This is a genomic window from Actinomadura rubrobrunea NBRC 15275 (assembly GCF_001552235.1).
Classification (GTDB): domain Bacteria; phylum Actinomycetota; class Actinomycetes; order Streptosporangiales; family Streptosporangiaceae; genus Spirillospora; species Spirillospora viridilutea.
The window spans coordinates 13401-31832 of record NZ_BCQU01000029.1 but is presented as its reverse complement, the minus strand read 5'-3'; the positions used below and the strand labels follow the sequence as shown (position 1 = coordinate 31832).

At 69.5% G+C, this 18432-nt stretch carries 17 protein-coding genes, 1 pseudogene and 1 CRISPR repeat array; of the genes and pseudogenes, 9 read left to right on the top strand and 9 right to left on the bottom strand.

Features of this window, described 5'->3' with window-relative positions; translation table 11 throughout:
- Window positions 1–304: 304 nt before the first annotated feature.
- The gene (fxlM, locus tag AR3_RS11725) at window positions 305–1534 is read right to left on the bottom strand and encodes a methyltransferase, FxLD system (RefSeq protein WP_067912962.1); all 1230 of its coding nucleotides are present in this window, start codon (window positions 1532–1534) and stop codon (window positions 305–307) included.
- Window positions 1535–1778: 244 nt separating this feature from the next.
- Here fxlM and AR3_RS11720 point away from each other — a divergent pair, with 244 nt between their 5' ends.
- Window positions 1779–2231: an NUDIX hydrolase gene (locus AR3_RS11720; protein ID WP_083951347.1), complete on the top strand. Its 453-nt coding sequence runs from the start codon at window positions 1779–1781 to the stop codon at window positions 2229–2231.
- Window positions 2232–2609: 378 nt separating this feature from the next.
- Here AR3_RS11720 and AR3_RS30470 read toward each other — a convergent pair whose 3' ends face one another.
- A complete protein-coding gene (locus AR3_RS30470; RefSeq protein ID WP_146150390.1) occupies window positions 2610–3095 on the bottom strand; it encodes a hypothetical protein in 486 nt (161 codons plus the stop codon).
- Window positions 3096–3448: 353 nt separating this feature from the next.
- On the opposite strand from AR3_RS30470, the gene AR3_RS30465 reads away from it, so the two are divergent.
- Together AR3_RS30465 and AR3_RS11710 are read left to right on the top strand one after the other, a co-directional pair.
- The gene (locus AR3_RS30465) at window positions 3449–3619 is read left to right on the top strand and encodes a PDDEXK family nuclease (RefSeq protein WP_146150391.1); all 171 of its coding nucleotides are present in this window, start codon (window positions 3449–3451) and stop codon (window positions 3617–3619) included.
- Between the two features lie 350 nt (window positions 3620–3969).
- Window positions 3970–5343 carry an HD-GYP domain-containing protein gene (locus tag AR3_RS11710; RefSeq protein WP_067912956.1) on the top strand — a complete coding sequence of 458 codons (1374 nt, stop codon included), beginning with the start codon at window positions 3970–3972 and terminating at the stop codon, window positions 5341–5343.
- Between the two features lie 7 nt (window positions 5344–5350).
- Here the strand turns inward: AR3_RS11710 and AR3_RS11705 are convergent, their stop codons facing one another.
- Window positions 5351–5824, bottom strand: coding sequence for a hypothetical protein (locus tag AR3_RS11705; RefSeq protein WP_146150381.1), 474 nt, complete (start codon window positions 5822–5824; stop codon window positions 5351–5353).
- A gap of 742 nt (window positions 5825–6566) precedes the next feature.
- A CRISPR array of direct repeats spans window positions 6567–7205; the repeat unit is 28 nt; unit sequence GGACCATCCCCGCGTGCGCGGGGCCGAC.
- 543 nt (window positions 7206–7748) lie between these two features.
- Here AR3_RS11705 and AR3_RS11700 point away from each other — a divergent pair.
- Window positions 7749–8270, top strand: coding sequence for a hypothetical protein (locus AR3_RS11700; protein ID WP_146150380.1), 522 nt, complete (start codon window positions 7749–7751; stop codon window positions 8268–8270).
- 353 nt (window positions 8271–8623) lie between these two features.
- Here AR3_RS11700 and AR3_RS11695 read toward each other — a convergent pair whose 3' ends face one another.
- The gene (locus AR3_RS11695) at window positions 8624–8833 is read right to left on the bottom strand and encodes a S1 RNA-binding domain-containing protein (RefSeq protein WP_067912947.1); all 210 of its coding nucleotides are present in this window, start codon (window positions 8831–8833) and stop codon (window positions 8624–8626) included.
- An 831-nt stretch (window positions 8834–9664) separates the two neighbouring features.
- Between AR3_RS11695 and AR3_RS11690 the strand changes: the two genes are divergently transcribed.
- The gene (locus AR3_RS11690; protein WP_067912944.1) at window positions 9665–10096 is read left to right on the top strand and encodes a Fur family transcriptional regulator; all 432 of its coding nucleotides are present in this window, start codon (window positions 9665–9667) and stop codon (window positions 10094–10096) included.
- 91 nt (window positions 10097–10187) lie between these two features.
- Here the strand turns inward: AR3_RS11690 and AR3_RS32125 are convergent.
- The 3 genes and pseudogenes from AR3_RS32125 to AR3_RS11680 all read right to left on the bottom strand — a co-directional run.
- Window positions 10188–10331: pseudogene (locus AR3_RS32125) on the bottom strand (IS5/IS1182 family transposase); the annotation flags it as partial.
- A 110-nt stretch (window positions 10332–10441) separates the two neighbouring features.
- Window positions 10442–12673: a catalase/peroxidase HPI gene (gene katG / locus AR3_RS11685; protein WP_067912941.1), complete on the bottom strand. Its 2232-nt coding sequence runs from the start codon at window positions 12671–12673 to the stop codon at window positions 10442–10444.
- 30 nt (window positions 12674–12703) lie between these two features.
- Window positions 12704–13108, bottom strand: coding sequence for a Fur family transcriptional regulator (locus tag AR3_RS11680; RefSeq protein WP_067913046.1), 405 nt, complete (start codon window positions 13106–13108; stop codon window positions 12704–12706).
- Window positions 13109–13808: 700 nt separating this feature from the next.
- Here AR3_RS11680 and AR3_RS11675 point away from each other — a divergent pair.
- The gene (locus AR3_RS11675) at window positions 13809–14177 is read left to right on the top strand and encodes a hypothetical protein (protein WP_227023382.1); all 369 of its coding nucleotides are present in this window, start codon (window positions 13809–13811) and stop codon (window positions 14175–14177) included.
- Between the two features lie 104 nt (window positions 14178–14281).
- On the opposite strand, the gene AR3_RS11670 is transcribed toward AR3_RS11675, so the two are convergent.
- Window positions 14282–14917 carry a TetR/AcrR family transcriptional regulator gene (locus AR3_RS11670; protein ID WP_217998518.1) on the bottom strand — a complete coding sequence of 212 codons (636 nt, stop codon included), beginning with the start codon at window positions 14915–14917 and terminating at the stop codon, window positions 14282–14284.
- Between the two features lie 409 nt (window positions 14918–15326).
- Between AR3_RS11670 and AR3_RS11665 the strand changes: the two genes are divergently transcribed.
- The 3 genes from AR3_RS11665 to AR3_RS11655 all read left to right on the top strand — a co-directional run bounded on the left by AR3_RS11665 (window position 15327) and on the right by AR3_RS11655 (window position 17761).
- Window positions 15327–15899: a DUF2243 domain-containing protein gene (locus tag AR3_RS11665; protein WP_067912938.1), complete on the top strand. Its 573-nt coding sequence runs from the start codon at window positions 15327–15329 to the stop codon at window positions 15897–15899.
- A complete protein-coding gene (locus tag AR3_RS11660) occupies window positions 15899–16756 on the top strand; it encodes a cytochrome c oxidase assembly protein (protein WP_106259235.1) in 858 nt (285 codons plus the stop codon). The genes AR3_RS11665 and AR3_RS11660 overlap by 1 nt, the downstream gene beginning before the upstream one ends.
- 441 nt (window positions 16757–17197) lie before the next feature.
- Window positions 17198–17761, top strand: a complete 564-nt coding sequence (locus tag AR3_RS11655; RefSeq protein WP_067912935.1) for a DUF488 domain-containing protein — start codon at window positions 17198–17200, stop codon at window positions 17759–17761.
- Window positions 17762–17874: 113 nt separating this feature from the next.
- Here the strand turns inward: AR3_RS11655 and AR3_RS11650 are convergent, their stop codons facing one another.
- Entirely contained in the window at window positions 17875–18168 is a 294-nt protein-coding gene (locus AR3_RS11650) for a hypothetical protein (protein WP_067912932.1), read from the bottom strand.
- Between the last annotated feature and the right edge of the window lie 264 nt (window positions 18169–18432).

Sequence of the window (18432 nt, the reverse complement as noted above, 5' to 3'; positions counted from 1 at the left end):
CGGGAAGAGGCCCCCCCAGACGCACACCTGAAGCGCTCATCGCCCAGCCCCATACCGTGCCGGTCCACCGAATCCTGGTCAGCGGGCTCTCCCCCTGAGCCGCCTGCCATACCAATTCGGTTAGTGGACGCCATCGCGCTGTTGGCCGTCCGCTGCGGTGACGTGCCGCAGACGCACACGGCGGCATGACTGCCACCGGCATGCCGCGATGCTCCCGTTCGCATCACAAAGCGCAGGCGCGAGCCCAGAACTGTTCACTGACTTTGACGACCGTGAAGCAGGCCGACCAGGGGCTTCCCAGCGGTCACCATGTGAGGACCATGCGGCTGTCGCGCTTGTCGATGGTCGGGCCACTGATCATCTGCTCGTCCGGAGTGCCCGCCGGATACAGGGTGACGGTCGGCTGGGCGTCCCGATTCTCGGCCCAGAGGCGGATCTGCTCCACGATGCGTTCGGCGAGTTCGACACCGCGGGGACCGTGGCCGATCGCGCCGATCTCCCAGCGGGAAACGCCTGCGGCGACACGGCGGGACGCCAGATAGGCGATCGAGTCGCCTTCGACCAATGCCGGGTTGACGGGGGATGCCGGGGTGGCCCGACCGCCGCGAACCGCGCTGGGACCGGCACTGAACTGGCAGGTGCCGGGCTCGATGGTGGACAACCGCAGCCAGATCCCTTCTATGGACCGGATCCTTTCCACGGGCTGGTCACCGTCGATGACCACTCCCGACCACGTCTCGACGCGAGGAGCGTCGAGCACACCGTGCAGGAGTTCTCCGTCGATGGACTGGTCCGGGTCGGTGAACAGGACGACGTCGTCGGCGAGGGCGACGGTACGTTCACCGTCGTTTCCGCCGGTCATGGCGATGAAGCCGCACAGGTGCATCGACCGTGAGATCAGCGACGCTGGGCGTCCCGGTCCGGCGGGCTGGTGGTCCAGGGCGAGCGAACGGGTGAGGCCGCGCCAGCGCAGTGGGACCACGACACGGCCGGCGGGGGCGAGCTGGGCCCACCAGGCGGCGGGAATGTCCCAGGCGCCCGCGGTCACGATGATCAGGTCGAAGGGCGCGTGCTCGGGGGCGCCGAGCGCGCCGTCGCCGGTCAGCACGAGAACGTCCTCGTACCCGGTGTCGTCCAGGTTGCGGCGGGCGGCGGCCGCCACGTCGTCGTAGATCTCGATCGTGGTGACCTGTCCGGTGCCGCCGACGAGCTCGTGCAGCAGTGCGGCGTTGTATCCGGTGCCCGCGCCGATCTCCAGCACACGCCATCCGGGCCGCGGTCGGGCTTGTTCCAGCATCTGGGCGACGATGGTGGGCTGGCTCGCGGAGCTGAGCGGGGCTCCGTCGCTGCCGCACTTGGTGACGACGCTCCGGTCGGCGTAGGCATCCGCGATGGGCATGCCGGGGAGGAACCGGTGGCGCGGCACGGCTCGAAAGGCCGCCTCGATCGCGGAGGTGCGGATGACGCCTTCGGCGACGAGGTGATCGACCAGCCCTCGACGCGCAGCATCGGCCTGGGTGCCGTCGACGCTCATCGCAACGCAGTCTAGGCCGGGGACGCACGGCATCCCAGATGTTCGCGCACCGGTCAGGAGGTGTCGTGGGCGGCCTCGAGAGCGCATCCACTGCGCCGCACGACCTGGTACGCGTTTTGCGGGACAGGCTGAGAACCCTCTAGACGGCACCGGCCACAGGCCAACTGTGTGTTCTCACAGCTCAAGCGCCCTCCAGGCGTTATGGTCGCGCCGCAGCGCCGACCACAGCGTCCGGAGGAACTCCATGGCGGAGCAGAAGCGGTACCGCTCGATCATCGACGTCCACGTGATCCTGGAACGCGGTGGAGAGATCCTCCTGCTGGAGCGGCGGGGCACCGGGTACTGCGACGGCATGCTGCACCTGCCGTCCGGCCACCTCGACGACGGTGAACCCGTCACGCACGGGGCCGCCCGGGAAGCGTTCGAGGAGGTCGGCGTCCGCATCGACCCGGACGCTCTGCGCCTGGCCGCGGTGGTGCACCACCGGCAGCACCCGGACCTGGCACGGATCGGCTTCTTCTTCGCCGCCTCCCGCTGGAAGGGCGAGCCTTACAACGCCGAACCGCACAAGTGCGGAAAGCTGCTGTGGACGGACCCTGCCATCCTGCCGTCCAACACGATCGACTACACGGCCGCCGGTATCCGCGCCTACCTGACCGGCGCCCCGCTCACCCTCCACGGCTGGGACGGCACCTGAGCATGACAACGCCGCCCGCGCTCCTCCATGCGGGTGGTGGCCGTCCTGTGCGTTCCCTTCATCGACGGCATGCCGCAACCATCAACTGCGGCGATGACCGTCACCGGCAGTCGGCGACGAGCAGGGCAGGACGCTTTCACATCTACGGCTCCAGCAATGCTGCTGATGCGAGATGAACCGCGCCTCCGCCGCAGGCGGGCGCCTCCTATCGCCCTCCTATCCCGGATTCATCGGATTGACCGGTGATCTTGCGGTGAGGAGTGCCCACGACATCACGGGACAGTTCTGCTCTTCGTCCCTCGAACGCCGAGCCGGGCAGTGCTTGAGCTGGTGGATCTCATGGGAGTGGCACCGGCTCTGGCGAAGCCGCCTCGCTTGCTACACCCAGCGGCCGTCCTCGGTGTTCCGAACGAACAACTTGTGTTTCGCGTAGCCGGGCCAGATGGATCCATGGCCGACGAGCCCTCTTTCTTGGCCGGCGCTGAGGGCAAGGCCCCAGCTGGTGACGAACGTCAGGCTTCCACCGCCGTACCCGATGGACAGCACGACAGGACTGCTGGGGTCCAGCGCGATCAGACCGAACACCGGTACGGTGGCGACCAGGAAGACGGCGGCCGCGATCCAACGGCGGACACGCCTTCGACGCGTTGCCGCAAGGCTGTGCACGTTGTAGGTCAGCCTTTCCCCGCACACTGAGCATGTGACAGTGCAGCGACGGGCTGGTTCTCCGTCCGCGGGCCGTTCAACGGCCCAAGTCCGACCGCGGTAGTCCCAGGCGGCCGTGTTGTAGGAAACCGAGCGTCCGATGAAGTTCTGGCGATGGCCCAGCATCGTGTGTTGGTTTCGCTCGATCGCCAGCGCCACGCCGTGACTCCTCCGGTTCGCCCTCCGCCCGAGACAAACCCGCATCCTCGCCACTGCCGCACCCGAGGTCAAGCGCGTCGGCGCCATCGCTTCCGAGGTGCACGGTCCACATCGCAACAAGTACTGCCGACCTAGGTTTTGTCAGGGCGGACAGCGGACGGCGCTGATCGAAGTCGGTGGATCCGACTTCTCGATCCGAAGGCTGCTGGTTCAAGCTTCACTCGCCCCCCAACGCCTACCGCCCCGGTCACGTCATTCTTTTCCCCATGCTTCTCGGTAGTCGGACGCGGGCAGCACCGCCCCAGCGTCACCCATCGGTCCGACATCGGCAGACCCGCGGAGCCAAGGCCAACTTGGTGCTGGTGGTGACCACGAACCCTTTCATCGAACCCGCGAAGGACTTCGCGGCAATGTCAGGGCTGCTCCTCATTGACCGCACGGGGCTGATCGATTGGGCCAGCCGCGGCAAGCACCTCTACGACGTTCTCGGCATTGATCCGCAAGCCCACCGTCCCGCCTGGTGATGGCGCCCGTCTTGTGTGCGTGTCGGTAGGCGTCGCACGACGCCGTCCTCAACAGCGGTCGGCGCTCGTCTGACGCACGCAGACGTTTCTCGTCAGCGTCATGCACGACCCGTGGCATTGCAGCTGGAGTTTTGCGCAGATCATCGTCCGAGATGGCCGACTGCTGCAGGTGCGAGTCCGATCAGGCGTCACGCGCCGTCCCGGGACACGCCCGACCTGAGGCGGCGACAGCTTCCAATCGCACGTCACAACTTGTCCAGGATTCACCGATCAGCGACCGCTTGGCGTGATCATGTCGTTACGCTGTGGAGGAGGAGTGCCCCAGCACCTCACCCGCAGGAGGCGGCACCATGCGCAAACTCCCCGGTCCAGCCTGGGCCTATGTCGGCGCCACGCTCACCTTGGCCGGTTGGCTGATCGCCGTCTCTCTCACCGCCGCCACGGCGGAATTCTCCACGCGCGACTGGACCACGCTCGCGGTGCTGGCCGTCCTGTTCTGGGTCTGCGACTCGGCGCCGGCGCGGCTCGGCGTCGTGCAAAGCGCCAGAGTGTCGCTGGCGTTCGCGGCCAGTCTGGCGTCGGTCGTGCTGTTCGGCCCCGGCGGCGCCGCGCTCCTCGGGCTGTCCGCCCTCGTCACCGGGCAGCGCCTGTTGGCCCCGATCAAGCGGCTCTTCAACGGCGCGCAGTTCGCCATCAGCGGGTACACCGCCGGCGCCGTGTTCGAACTCCTCGGCGGCAGCCCGCTCCAACCCGGCCAGGCCGACTGGGTCGAACAGGTGATCGTCCCGTTCGTCGCCGCGGCCGTCACCTTCGTCGGGGTCAACCTGCTGCTGCTCGCCGGGATCCTGCTGTTGTCCAAGCAGGCGGCGCCGCGCGAGCTGCTGCGCGAAAGCCGGGACCTGGCGGTCAGCTGCCTCGGCTACGGCATGTTCGGCCTGCTCATCGCGGGCCTGTGGCCGCACGTGGGCACGTTCGCGGCGGTGCTGGTGCTGCTGCCGCTGTTCATCGCGCGCTGGGCGCTGGAGCAGACCCACGCCCAGCAGAAGGCCCACGCGGCCACGCTGGCCGCCCTGTGCCAGGCGGTGGAGACCAAGGACTACTACACCCGCGGTCACTCCGAACGGGTCTCCCGCGGGTCGGTGATGATCGCGCGCGAGATCGGCATGCGGCCCGACCGGGTGGAGGCGATCCGGTACGCGGGCATGCTGCACGACGTGGGCAAGCTCGGCGTCCCCACCAAGGTGCTGCAGAAGGCCGGGAAGCTGACCGAGGAGGAGTTCGCCGCGATCCAGCTGCACCCGATGCGCGGTCTGGAGATCGTCCGGGAGATCGGCTTCCTGGACGAGGCGCTGGCGGGGATCATGCACCACCACGAGCGGGTGAACGGCACCGGCTACCCGATGGGCCTGGCCGGCGACGAGATCCCCGAGTTCGCCCGGGTCATCTCGGTGGCCGACGCGTTCGACTCCATGACCTCCACCCGCTCCTACCGGCCCGCGCTCAGCACCGAAGAAGCCGTGGAGGAACTTCGACGTTGCGCGGGCGAGCACTTCGACCCGGTGATGGTCGAGGCGTTCCTGCGCGCGCTGGAACGCGAAGGCTGGGAGGCGCCCGCGCCGGTGGTGATGCCCGAGGACGGCTCGGCCGAGACCGCGCAGCGGGACCACGATGACCCGACCGCGCCCCTCGCCGCGGACACCCCGAACCGGTCGGCACGCCGCTGACCAGGGGTCACTGCTCCGGGGCAGGGCCCTGCACATGTCGGGCCATCGCACGCAGACCCGCCGCCAACACCGTCGGCGGTATCGGCCGCGACTCCATCAGCACCGCGGCGTAGGCGGCACTCGCGTGAACCATCGCCGTGACCTCGGCGGCCGACGCCGCAGGCGTCTCTCCGGGCATGGTGCGCGGCCGGTGCAGGTAGCTTTGCAGCGCGGCCTCGGTGTCCACGTCGGTGACCTGCGCGAGGACCTCGTGCACTCGCTCATCGAGCGACCGGGCGTCACCGACTCCGGGGACGTGACCGTCTGCACCGGACACCGCGGTGCGGGTGGACCGGGCCAGCGCGCCGAGGGCGTCCAGCAGCTGCTGCCGCTGGCGGTCGGTCAACCCGTTGATGAGCGCATCCGCCTGCCTGCCGTCGCGATCGACGTATGCGGCGACGAGAAGCGCGGCCAACGCTGCCGGTGCGTGTGGGGCGGTCACGGCATCGAGGGTGCCCGGTGGGCCGGTCAGCCATGCGCAGAAGACATACCTGGGCTGGAAGACAAGCGTTCCCTTTGGAGTCCGCAATGCTGTCCAGCGGTACCCCAGGCCCTCCTGTCGAAGCCTTGCCCCACACGGCCAGACGCACGCCCGAGCGGAGCATCCCCGCAAACGCAGCGCCGCCAGACAACCGCGCCTCGACCTTCTGGGTTGCCTGCGGACCAACCTCGCACACACCATGCGGCAGCACCACAGCGAACTGCGTCCGGAGTTCGTGGAACCATCCCGCGTACGCGAGGCCGCCCATGCAGCGGGCCCATGGTCTACTCGTCCGGACCTTCCCACGCTGGGCCGACACAGCCGCCAGCGACCGCCAGGCGTGGGATCCCAGTCCCAAATGTCCGCGCGGCCAACTCATTGTTGGGTCGAAGCCCCTCGCAGCCGTGGCCACCTCGACTTGTGCGGGCCAACTCGACGCCGGATCGGCGGGAACATCGTTCCGAATCACCCGCGTGCGCGGAGCCGACATGTTCCGGTGGGGTCAGCTATACGCGGTGACGGGACCATGCCCGCATACGCGGGGCCGACCCGCACGTGTACTCCATCCGCCACCTGACGAGGGGACCATCCCCACATGTGCGGGGCCGCCCCAGGCTCTCCAGACGGTCCGCAAGGTCCGACTGGGACCATCCCCGCTGCGCGGGGCCGACGCACGCATGGCCCGGAGCGTCTCGTAGGCGATGGGACCATCCCCGCGTGCGCGGGGCCGACCGGCGCCTGCTGCCGCCGTCATGTCCGGCCATGGGACCATCCCCGCGTGCGCGGGGCCGACGACACTGACGGTGACGCTAAAGTCCATCTGGACGGACCATCCCCGCGTGCGCGGGGCCGACCACTGCCCCGGCGACTCTTGACGCGGCCTCGGGGGACCATCCCCGCGTGCGCGGGGCCGACCTGCGCCTGCTGCCGCCCAGCTGCCCGGCGATGGGACCATCCCCGCGTGCGCGGGGCCGACCGGCGCCTGCTGCCGCCCAGCTGCCCGGCGATGGGACCATCCCCGCGTGCGCGGGGCCGACGGGCCCACGGCCAGGCCGCCGCCGTAGTAGTACGGACCATCCCCGCGTGCGCGGGGCCGACGACGGGGATGTAGACGAGCAGATGTCCGGCTCGGGACCATCCCCGCGTGCGCGGGGCCGACCGGCCGATGAGCTGTCCGACATGGCCGGGCGTGGGACCATCCCCGCGTGCGCGGGGCCGACCCCGGACCTGTCCATGACCGAGCTGCGCAGGAAGGACCATCCCCGCGTGCGCGGGGCCGACACGCTCGACCTGTGGCCAAAAGGCAGACCACACGGACCATCCCCGCGTGCGCGGGGCCGACACTTGCTGACCTGCGAGTCTATGAAGGAAACGGCCAGTTTTCATTCAGTTCGGTTCGCAGGTACTGACCTGAACATCTGGCTGCGGAAGCTGGAACGCCCCCGCTCATGCAATCCATGACGGATGCCGAACGGCAAGGAAGGAGGCGTCAGTCAAGCCGTGGTTCGTGTGCTCAGTTGCAAGGCACATCGGCCGTAGGTGCTCCGTGCACAACATGGAGCGGATGCGCGAAGCATGTCTGACGGTCGACGAGCTGCGGAAAGCGGCAGGCAGGTCCTGCGGAACATCTACGCGGTGGTCACGCCGGCGTGGGCGTCCTCAGACCGCACTCCGGCAGGACGATCCGATCCCTGGGGCACGTCTCGCCTTCTGGCGGACGTTGGAGAGCGAGGGCGCGGGAAGTCGCCTGCAGTTCGCTCGCAGACGAGGCGAGTGCACAGATCGTTCGCACAGGACCGCCTACGCACCGTACACTCCTGATCAGCGCGCTTCCCTAACCCCTTTTGGGCGTTTGTCTGCCCAAACGACGCCACGAAAACGGTTTATGAACAATCCGCAGCACCCTCAGCAGCCGGGCAACAACGCCTGGGGCACCCCCTGGCAAGGTGCACCGGGCGGGCCGCAGCCCGGTCAGCCCCCTCAGTACGCTCAGCCGCCGGGTCACCCCGCGAGCGGCGGCGGCCAGGTGACGGTCGACATCAAGCACCATCCGCTGGCCTTCATGTACAGCGCCTTCACCCCCGTGATCACGATCAACGGGTACCGCCAGCAGGGAAGGTGGGGCGTCAACGTGCTGCCTCTGCCGCCGGGCAACCACCACCTGCGGATCCACATCCCGTACCTGCTGCCGTCGGAGATCGGCCACGCCGACCTGACCGTGCCGGTGCAGCCCGGTCAGCAGGTGGCGCTCGAATACCGCGCACCCATGGTCGTGTTCATGGGCGGTGCGTTCGGCGTGGGACCGCAGAAGTGGCCCGGCGCGGCGTTCACGTACGTGCTCCTGGGCGTCGCCGGCGTCTTGCTGGTGCTGATGCTGCTCCTCGCCGTGGCAGCAGCCGCCGCCTGAACGAATCATCGGTCCCTTCGATCGGGGACTGCCATGCAGGTCCGCAAGGACGTCGGTCCCCTGGTCCTGGTCACCCTGGGGACTGCGGTCGAACGCAAGCCCGGTGGGGTGTCCGCGTTGAGGCTGAACACAGCCTGATCGGGCGGCCCTTCCTGCTCTGCCGACTCGTTCAGCCGAACCGCACAGTGCGTGCGGTAGGGCGGGGGGTCGCCCCCGATGTACGCCCGCTGGTGACCGATCAATCTCCCGGGTGCCCGAGGCGGGCGGGCTTCCAGACGTCACCCTTCGGTCGGCATTCCCAGGGACGACCCGCGCCCGTGGCGGTCACGAACAGGACCAGGCCCGACGTCCGCTCAGGCGGCGTCCAGGCTGAACCGCTGCTTCTCGGGGTCGATCGCGAGGATCTTGACCGAGACGCGGGTGCCCACGGGCCACGAGTGCCCATGGGCCAGTCCGGTGCAGCCCTCCGATTCCACGAAGGCCCCGAACGGCATCTGCTCGGTCACCACGCCTTCGATGACGTCGCCGACCTGGTGACGGGCGATGAATTCCTGCCAGCTCACTGTGCACCTCCTTCCGTTGCGAGCAGTCCTCGGCGCATCTCGCAACGGGAGGGCGGGCCTCGCGCCCGCGCGGCGATCAAGCAGCGGCCGGGTAACCCTTCTGTGCGCGGCTCGTAGCCAACCCGGCAATCACGGGGTCGATGCTAGTGAGCACTGTGAGAGGCGGCAACAGGCCAGACGGACACAGACGACCCGCCTCCTGCTCCGGGCAGGCGCCTCGCCAGTGTGGAGGCGGGGCGGGCATGGCGACATCTGGACCCGTCTACGGCTTCCCGCACGCTCCGCCGGATTGCGAGACGGGCCCAAGGATCGGCTTGTCCTCCCTGAGCGCGGCTTGAGGATGCCTACGCCCAGCGTGACCGCGGCGCAGATGGGCCGGAGGACTTCCCGCACGGTCATCGGCTGGGCGACATGCTCCGCGCATCCGCTCCATATGTGCGGAGCATCTACGGCCGACGTCACTTCGTCACCGCTGCCTGACCGTTCGTCACGGGCTTGCGCGAGCGAGGGCGGCCGGGGTTTCGCTTCGGGCTCGGCTGGTCGTCTCTGAGCGGACGGCTGTGTGGGGTCAGCCTGCGGGTCCATCGGTTCACGCCATGTTTCCGCTGGTCGAAGCGGCGGTCTCTTGGCCGGTACCGCGGGCGATGTGATGCCGCACTCCTGCCCTTGGCGACGCCTCGCTCGTCGTTGCCCCAGGGCAGTGCCACCGTCCGCGGTTCCGGACGTTCGACCCCAAAGATGCACTTACTAGGGGCATACCGTATCTTGACTTAGACTTGCATTATTCGCTGTCTCGAATCGTTCGCGTTTTCAAAGGTGGTTCTAGGGCCCATGACCGCATCCCAGTCCCCGTCCACCGCCGAGGAGCTGCGCGGTGCCGGCCTGCGGGTGACGGCGGCCCGCGTCGCGCTGCTCGAGACCGTCCGAGAGGGCGACCACCTCGACGTCGAGTCGATCGCCTCAGGCGTGCGCGACCGCGTGGGCCACATTTCCCTTCAGGCGGTCTACGAGGCCCTCCACGCGCTCACCGCGGCGGGGCTGGTCCGCCGCATCGAACCGGCCGGGAGCCCTGCCCGGTACGAGGGGCGCGTCGGCGACAACCACCATCATCTCGTGTGCCGGAACTGCGGAACGGTCAAGGACGTCGACTGCACCGTCGGGGACGCGCCCTGCCTGGACCCGGTGGACGACGCCGGCTACCTCGTGGACGAGGCCGAGGTCACGTTCTGGGGTCTGTGTCCGCAGTGCCGGGAGACCGGCTGACCTCTCTGGGCACGCTCACCGACCGCCCCCACTCGGGCGAGTCCTCCCGCTGTAGAGGTGATCCAGTGGCGAGGCGGCGGGAGTAGTCGTCGGCGACGGCGAGGAAGTGCCGGGCGGAGCGTTCGTAGTGTCGATGCGGGCGGCGAAAGCCGTTGAGCCGTGCAGTGGCGCGCTTGATCGTCCAGCGGTGTCGGCCGAGCCGCTGTGAGGAGTGGACGCCTTTGCGAACCGGGCGCGGGGCGCTGCTTCTGCCGGACCCGAAGCCTGCGTACGGCAAGCGCCTGAGAACGCGAGCGTCCAGGCTGGCCCGTGCGGGCCGGCCTGGACGTCAACGCGGGTGAGACGTCAGACGAGGTCGAACCGGTCGAGGTTCATCACCTTGTCCCACGCGGCGATGAAGTCGTGCACGAACTTCTCCCGCGCGTCGTCGCTCGCGTAGACCTCCGCGACCGCGCGCAGCTCCGAGTTGGAGCCGAACACGAGGTCGACGCGGCTGCCGGTCCACTTGACCTCGCCCGTGACGGAGTCGCGGCCCTCGAAGGTCTCGGACTCCTCGGACGTCGGGTGCCACGTCGTGCCCATGTCGAGCAGGTTGACGAAGAAGTCGTTGGTCAGCACCCCGGGCGTCTTGGTGAAGACGCCGAGCTGCGACCCCTTGTAGTTGGCGCCGAGCACCCGCAGACCGCCGACGAGGACCGTCATCTCGGGCGCGCTCAGCGTCAGCAGGTTGGCCCGGTCGATCAGGAGGTACTCGGCCGGCAGCCGGTGGCCCTTGCCGAGGTAGTTGCGGAAGCCGTCCGCAGTCGGCTCCAGTACGGCGAAGGACTCGACGTCGGTCTGCTCCTGCGACGCGTCCATGCGCCCCGGCGTGAAGGGCACCTCGACGTCGACCCCGGCGTCCTTGGCGGCCTTCTCGACGGCGGCGCACCCGCCCAGCACGACCAGGTCGGCCAGCGAGATCTTCTTGTTGCCGGTCTGGGCGTCGTTGAAGGACCGCTGGATGCCCTCCAGCGTGCTCAGCACCGCCGCCAGCTGCTCGGGCTCGTTGACCTCCCAGTTGTTCTGCGGCTCGAGGCGGATGCGGCCGCCGTTGGCGCCCCCGCGCTTGTCGCTGCCGCGGAACGTCGAGGCGGCGGCCCAGGCGGTCTTGACGAGCTGGGACACCGACAGGCCGGACGCGAGGATCTGCTCCTTGAGCGCGGCGATGTCGGCGGCGTCGACGAGCTCGTGGTCCACCTCGGGGATCGGGTCCTGCCACAGCAGGGTCTCGCTCGGGACCTCCGGGCCGAGGTAGCGGGTGACCGGCCCCATGTCGCGGTGGGTCAGCTTGAACCACGCCCGCGCGAAGGCGTCGGCGAACTCGTCGGGGTTCTGCCAGAAGCGCCGCGAGATCGGCTCGTAGATGGGGTCGAACCGCAGCGCCAGGTCGGTCGTGAGCATCGTCGGCGGATGCGTCTTCGTCGGGTCGTGGGCGTCGGGGACGGTGCCGGCGCCGGCGCCGTCCTTCGGCCGCCACTGGTAGGCGCCCGCCGGGCTCTTGGTCAGCTCCCACTCGTAGCGGAACAGGTTCTCGAAGTACCAGTTGTCCCACTTGGTCGGAGTGGGCGTCCACGTCCCCTCAAGGCCGCTGGTGATCGTGTCGGGGCCCTTGCCGCTCTTGTAGCTGTTCTTCCAGCCGAGGCCCTGCTCCTCGAGGGGCGCGCCCTCGGGCTCGGGGCCGACGTTCTCCGCGGGGCCGGCGCCGTGCGTCTTGCCGAAGGTGTGGCCGCCGGCGATCAGGGCGACGGTCTCCTCGTCGTTCATCGCCATGCGGCGGAACGTCTCGCGGATGTCGCGGGCCGCGGCGAGCGGGTCGGGGTTGCCGTTCGGCCCCTCCGGGTTGACGTAGATGAGGCCCATCTGCACCGCGGCCAGGGGGTTCTCCAGCTCGCGGTCGCCGGAGTAGCGCTCGTCGCCGAGCCAGGTGGTCTCGGGCCCCCAGTAGACGTCCTCCTCGGGCTCCCAGACGTCCTCGCGGCCGCCGGCGAAGCCGAAGGTCTTGAAGCCCATCGTCTCCAGGGCGACGTTGCCGGCGAGGATCATCAGGTCGGCCCAGGAGATCTTCCGCCCGTACTTCTTCTTCACCGGCCACAGCAGCCGGCGGGCCTTGTCGAGGTTCGCGTTGTCCGGCCAGCTGTTGAGGGGCGCGAAACGCTGCTGGCCGGTCCCGGCGCCGCCGCGGCCGTCGTCGATGCGGTAGGTGCCCGCGCTGTGCCACGCCATCCGGATGATGAACGGACCGTAGTGGCCGAAGTCGGCGGGCCACCAGTCCTGGGACGTCGTCAGCACCTCCGCGATGTCGCGCTTCACCTCGGCGAGGTCGAGGCTCAGGAACGCCTCGCGGTAGTTGAAGTCCTCACCGTAAGGGTTGGCCGCGGGGTGGTGCTTGGCCAAGATCTTCAGGTTCAGCCGGTTGGGCCACCAGTTGCGGTTCCCGCCGCCCTCGGTCGGGTGAGGGAGCCGCTCGTGCGCAACCGGGCAGCCTCCGGCGCTCTCCTCGTTCGTCTGGTAGGCGGTGGTCTCGTTGGTCTCAGCCATGTCTTTCCTTTCGGGGCTCAGCGGGGCGTCTCAAGGACTTTCGGCGGCGGAACAGCCGGGGCACAGGCCCCAGTAGATGACCTCGGCCTCGTCGATCGCGTAGCCGCGGTCGTCGGAGGCGGTCAGGCAGGGCGCCTCGCCGACGGCGCAGTCGACGTCGGCGATGGCCCCGCAGGACCGGCACACGATGTGGTGGTGGTTGTCTCCGGTCCGCGTCTCGTAGCGGGCCACGGACCTGGAGGGCTGGATGCGCCGCACCAGGCCCGCCGACGTCAGCGCGTGCAGCGAGTCGTACACGGCCTGGTGGGACACCTTCGGAAGCTCCCTGCGCACGGCGGAGAGGACCGAGTCGGTGTCCGCGTGCGGATGCGCGTGCACCGCGCTCAGCACCGCCACACGCGGGCGGGTCACGCGCAGTCCGGCCTCACGCAGCATCCGCGGGAAGTCCATGGGCTTGGCCACGTCGGACAGCCTGGCTCATTTTTTGGAATCAGTCAAGAATTTGAGGCATATCAGCCATCCTGTCCGAGTGGATCTACGGCGGCCGCCCGGCGCGAGCCCCGCCACCGCCCTGACCAGGGACTATCGGCTTGCCGACCGTGGCCTGTCGGAAGGGCCGTCCGACGGCGACGCGATCAACGGCCTCTGCCGTCCTTGTCCGGTCAGGCCGAGCGGCGGTTCCCGGCGCGGCGTTCAGGACCCGTCGGTTCGCTCCGCCGTACGACGCCTGGGGGCCGGGGCCCGCATGGACCGCCGCGCCGATTCCAACGGCGGATGACACCGTCATCCGGGTCTGCGGTGTGCACGTGGAGACCGCGCCTGCACCGGGGTGCCAGGTTCGCGCGGACACCGGAGGAAGCGGCCGGACACCGGGGGCAGCCGGGCCGGCGTCGCCCGGCGTCGTCCGGACAGTAGATCTACGGGGGCGAATCGGGTCCGCATTCTGGGGTATCACCGCGAACTCCCCCTGGGGGCCGGCTGAGTGCACAACATGTGAGAGAGAGTGGCCTGTCGCGGTGGCGGGACGGCCGACGGCAGCGTCCAACGCATGGCTCACGGCCGGGTGGCTCCTTGCTCGTCATGCGGCCGGAGGACCAGGCCATGCGAACACGCCCATCAGCAGAGAGGAGACGCTGTGAACAAGGTCATTTCGATCGTGATGCTCGCCGCGATGGCGGCGCTCACCGCCTCGGGCGCCGCGCACGCCACCGATTGCACCGACAAGGAGCCCGTCAGCCCGGCGCAATACCGGACGCTCCTCGACCAGTGCCGGTACGCCGACGGCAAGGCCGCCCGCCAGGCCTGCCGCGCCGAGACCAAGAAGAAGTACACGATCGGAGCCTGGAACCCCGCCCTGCGCTGCCGCACGTATTCGAGCGTGACCGTGTGCGGCGAGCTCAAGCTCAGCGCCCGTCAGCGTGCCTGCGTGCGCGAGTACGTCCGACGCGGCATGAGCTACCAGCGCGCCCAGGTTGAGTGCTACGTCTTCGGGAAGCGCCGGTGAGGCGACCCCCGCTCTCACCGTCGGCACAGCCTCGGGCCGTCCGGTGGCGGCAGGTCGGCGCCGGGCGCGGGCCTGACCGCCGAACGGCACCCGGCGGGGCGGGATCAGCCGGACGCCGCGGGCGCTTTGCGATCGGCGAGGGCGGTGAAGATCTCCACGCACTCGGCCACGATCTCCGCCTCGCTCAGCGACAGCGTGCCCGCCAGCCAGGCGGTCAGCGTCTGTGCGAGGCCGCCGACGACGAACTGCGCGACGAGCTCCAGCTGCGGACTGTCCGGGACACCGTAGGACTGGCGCGCCTGCCCGATGAGCAGGCGCGCGAAGAACCGCGACGACTCCAGCCTCCGCCGCGCCAGCAGCGGGTCGGTCAGCGTGACGGAGAACAGCACCCGCCCGTGCCGGCGGTCCTCCGCCACGGCCCGGACGATGCTGGTCAGCCCGGCGCGGATCTTCGCCTCGGCCCGCGGTCCGGCGGCCTCGACGGCGGCGAGGGCCCCGGCGGCGATGGTCTGCACGACGTGGTCGTAGACGGCCGACACCAGTTCGTCGCGGTCGGCGAAGCTCTCATAGAAGTAGCGGGGGGTGAGCCCCGCCTTGCGGCACACCCGGCGCACGGTGAGCTGGTCGCCCTCGGTGCCGCCGAGCAGGTCCAGTCCGGCCTCGATCAATTGCGCCCGGCGTTCGGCCATGCGGTCGGCGCCGGTGACACCCCCGTAGACCCGCATCTCCGAACCACCCATGCGGCCATCTTGACAGACCCTGCCGACCCCTCATATCCGGCCGCCGCGGTGCGTCCGCGCGGGTGACGCTCCTTCGTGTCGGGTGCGGACTCGACGTGCCGGGCGACGCGGCGCGGGCGTCCGTGACGATGGGTCTGGCCCCCGCATACGTCACCGCGTGGGTCGACTGCCGAGCTGCACGGTTCAGCGCATGCCGTTCCCGACGGCGCCCAGTGCAGGGTCACCTCACGCCCGTTCGTCCCCGTCGCTCCGGCGACGACGACCAGGATGATCACCTCCTGGTGTCATCCCAGCGCGGCCGGACCCCGGTCCGGGCGGACGAGCCCGTCTCGACACGGCGTCCGGGGAAACAGGTCACGTCCCGGCACGGTCCTGGTTTTTCCCCATGCCGTCGGGAACAGAGCGGACCGTGACCACTGTGACTGCCCGGACTCGAGATGAAGCCGAGCCGGCGAGCCTGCGACTGCCGGGCATCGTGCTGGGAGTGGGGCTCGGCGGGTTCGTCGACGGCATCCTGCTGCACCAACTGCTGAGGTGGCACCACATGCTCACCGGCACCGACAGCGACAACATCGGCGTGAAGTACTACGACCCCCGCACCGTCTCCGGGTTGGAGATGAACACGGTGTGGGACGGGATCTTTCACGTCGTGTGCTGGCTGGCGGTGCTGACCGGGTTGGCCCTCCTGTACTCGCGGGTGACCGGCGGCCGCCGCCGGGTCTGGGCCTCCCGGGTGCTGTGGGGCTGGATGCTGGTCGGCTGGGGGCTGTTCAACCTCGTCGAAGGCGTCGTCGACCACCACGTTCTCGCGATCCATCACGTGCGCGGCGGTCCCTACCAGCTCTGGTGGGACATCGGCTTTCTGGTGCTGGGCGCCGTGCTGGTGGCCGCCGGGCACCTCGTGCGGCGCACCGGCGATCCCATCACCCCCGAACCGGCCTCCGGGGACGGCGACGCCCCCGGTCGGCCGCGGAGCACATGATGCACGATCATCCGCTGCCCGAGCGCGGCGACGGGCTCTGGGACGTCCTGCCGCCGCTTGCCCTCGTCGCGCTGCTCCCGGCCGTCTACCTGCTGCTGGTGCGGCGCGCCGCGCGTTCGGGGCGGCGCCCGCTGCCGCGCCGGCGTACTGCGAGCTTTCTCACCGGATGCGTGCTGCTGGCCGTGGCCCTGCTCCCTCCGCTCGCAGCGTTCGCCCACCGGGACTTCCGCGGCCACATGCTGCAGCATCTGCTGATCGGGATGTACGCCCCGGTGGCGCTGGTGATGGGCGCCCCGATCACCGTGCTGCTGCGGGCGCTGCCCGTGAAGCACGCGAGGCGGCTCACCGGCGTGCTGCGCAGCCGGGCGCTGCGGCCGCCGACCCACCCCGTCACCGCGCTGACCCTGACCGGCGGCGGCATGGCCGTCCTGTACTTCACGCCCCTGTACGACGCCACCGCTGCCGACCCGGTCCTGCACCGGCTGGTCCACGCCCACTTCCTGCTGTCGGGCTGCCTGTTCGCGTGGGTCATCGCCGGCCCCGATCCCGCGCCCTCGCGGCCCGGCGTCCCGGCCCGGCTCGTCGTCCTCGGCGCGGCCATCGCCGCGCACGCCGTCATCGCACAGCTGATGTACGGCGGATACCTCGTCGACGTGCGCGCGCCCATCGCACAGGTCCGCGGCGCCGCGGAGATCATGTACTACGGCGGGGACATCGCCGAACTGCTGCTCGCCGCCGCCCTGGTCGCCACTTGGCGTCCCGCTTCTCGCCGCCCCACGCGCCCTCGGTCCCCTCGCGGGACGCGGTCTCTGGCCGGTGGGCGGGCGGCCGCGGCTGCCCGGCGGCCGACGAGGTGAAGAGGACGTTGCCGCAAAAGTATGACGTGAAGCAGCGGATCACGCCCCACTGGCAGTGATAGGAGCCGGACCCGGCCAGGCCGCGAGGCACAGGCGGAGCGCCGACCGGCACCGGCAAATCCGCGATCTACCAGGCGACCGCACGCCATCCGCGGCTGGAGAGCCACGGGCGGGCCGCCCATCGGCCAATGTCGACGGCGAGGGTGACGGTGGCGTGGATATCGGCAGTCCACAGGCTCATGCCTGCCTCGTCTCCCTCGGACGCACATTCACTGCTGTGCTCCTGTGACCCCCTCGGACGGCTCCTGGTCGCGGTGCCCCCCGTCACGGGCGCACTCACCTGCCATCGCACATCCGTCCCGCGCACGTCACGGGGCCACGCGTCGCCAACCGCGGGCGTGGGCGCACCGGGTCGGGTAACGGGTCGGGTAAAAGGCAAGGATGCACCCGCAACGCGCACTGATCACCTTCGGGCACGGCACCGCGGACCGCGATCTGCTCACGCGCTTGCTGAACGGCGCGAACGTCAGGCTGGTCGTGGACATCCGTATCGCCCCCGGCAGCCGACGCAACCCGCACGTGGCGCGGCGCGAGCTGGAGCGGTGGCTGCCCGAGCAGGGCATCGCCTATCGCTGGGACAAGCGCCTCGGCGGGTTCCGGCGTCCGCCTGGCGACTCGCCGGACCTGGCCTGGCGGGAAGAGATGTTCCGCGGCTACGCCGCGCACATGCGCACCGCGGAGTTCTCGGCCGCCGTCGATGATCTGCTGGCCGAGGCGGACAAGGCGGACGCCGCCGGCGGCGCGACGGCGGTGATGTGCAGCGAGAGCGTCTGGTGGCGTTGCCACCGCCGCCTGCTCGCCGATTTCCTCGTGATGGTACGGGACGTGTCCGTGGCCCACCTCATGCACGATGGGCACCTGACCGGCCACACCCCTTTCCCGGCGGCCCGACAGAGAGAAGACGGCTTGCTGGTCTACGACGGCGGCCAGTCCTCATTGCTGTGACCCCGGGTTCTTCCCAGCGCGGCGTTTCGGCGGGATCAGGGCGCCCCGCGCAGTGAGCGGCCCCGGCACGAACAATGGCTGGTTCCACGCCGGGGCCGCTGCGACCGACCGTCTCAGGCGGTGTGGGCGGTCGGAGGCTCCATCATCACGTCTTCGTCGTCGTCTTCGATTTCTTCGATTCGATCGTCCTGCTTCTTCGTGGGGAGGATCCGCACGTTGCCCGTGGGTTCTATCCTCCCGTCCCCGGCGTCGGCCTCGGCGTCCTCTTCCTCGCCCGTCATGACCGCTCGCAACGCCTTGCGTCCGCGTTCCCACAGCTCGACATCGACGCCGCCGCCCAGTTGGGACAGCCACGGCGCCAACGCCAGCGCAGCGAGGACCAACACGGCGATCAGAACCGAGATCATCAGAGCGTCCCCCCAGCCCGGTGATCCGTACGCCGATCAGATCAGCGTGAACGAATCTGACATCACCATAGATACCGCACTATTTCACTTCTAATCACCACACAGTGGTATCACCGCACAGAAAAGCGAATATCACGGAGTGGTCAGTGCACTCTCGCACACCTTTCAGAGATACGTCACACAAAGACCTACCCAGCTTGGAATATATAAAGCCAAACGGGGCAGAAACAAAGAGTCGACCAAATACTGCCCGGGTGCCTTCGG

Excerpts from the sequence above, each read along its gene's own strand:
- AR3_RS11650 (WP_067912932.1), bottom strand. The coding sequence starts at position 18,168 with ATGATCTCGGTTCTGATCGCCGTGTTGGTCCTCGCTGCGCTGGCGTTG.
- AR3_RS11700 (WP_146150380.1), top strand. The coding sequence starts at position 7,749 with ATGAACAATCCGCAGCACCCTCAGCAGCCGGGCAACAACGCCTGGGGC.
- AR3_RS11670 (WP_217998518.1), bottom strand. The coding sequence starts at position 14,917 with ATGGGTGGTTCGGAGATGCGGGTCTACGGGGGTGTCACCGGCGCCGAC.
- AR3_RS11690 (WP_067912944.1), top strand. The coding sequence starts at position 9,665 with ATGACCGCATCCCAGTCCCCGTCCACCGCCGAGGAGCTGCGCGGTGCC.
- AR3_RS11680 (WP_067913046.1), bottom strand. The coding sequence starts at position 13,108 with ATGCTGCGTGAGGCCGGACTGCGCGTGACCCGCCCGCGTGTGGCGGTG.
- AR3_RS11660 (WP_106259235.1), top strand. The coding sequence starts at position 15,899 with ATGCACGATCATCCGCTGCCCGAGCGCGGCGACGGGCTCTGGGACGTC.
- katG (WP_067912941.1), bottom strand. The coding sequence starts at position 12,673 with ATGGCTGAGACCAACGAGACCACCGCCTACCAGACGAACGAGGAGAGC.
- AR3_RS11720 (WP_083951347.1), top strand. The coding sequence starts at position 1,779 with ATGGCGGAGCAGAAGCGGTACCGCTCGATCATCGACGTCCACGTGATC.
- AR3_RS11710 (WP_067912956.1), top strand. The coding sequence starts at position 3,970 with ATGCGCAAACTCCCCGGTCCAGCCTGGGCCTATGTCGGCGCCACGCTC.
- fxlM (WP_067912962.1), bottom strand. The coding sequence starts at position 1,534 with ATGAGCGTCGACGGCACCCAGGCCGATGCTGCGCGTCGAGGGCTGGTC.
- AR3_RS11655 (WP_067912935.1), top strand. The coding sequence starts at position 17,198 with ATGCACCCGCAACGCGCACTGATCACCTTCGGGCACGGCACCGCGGAC.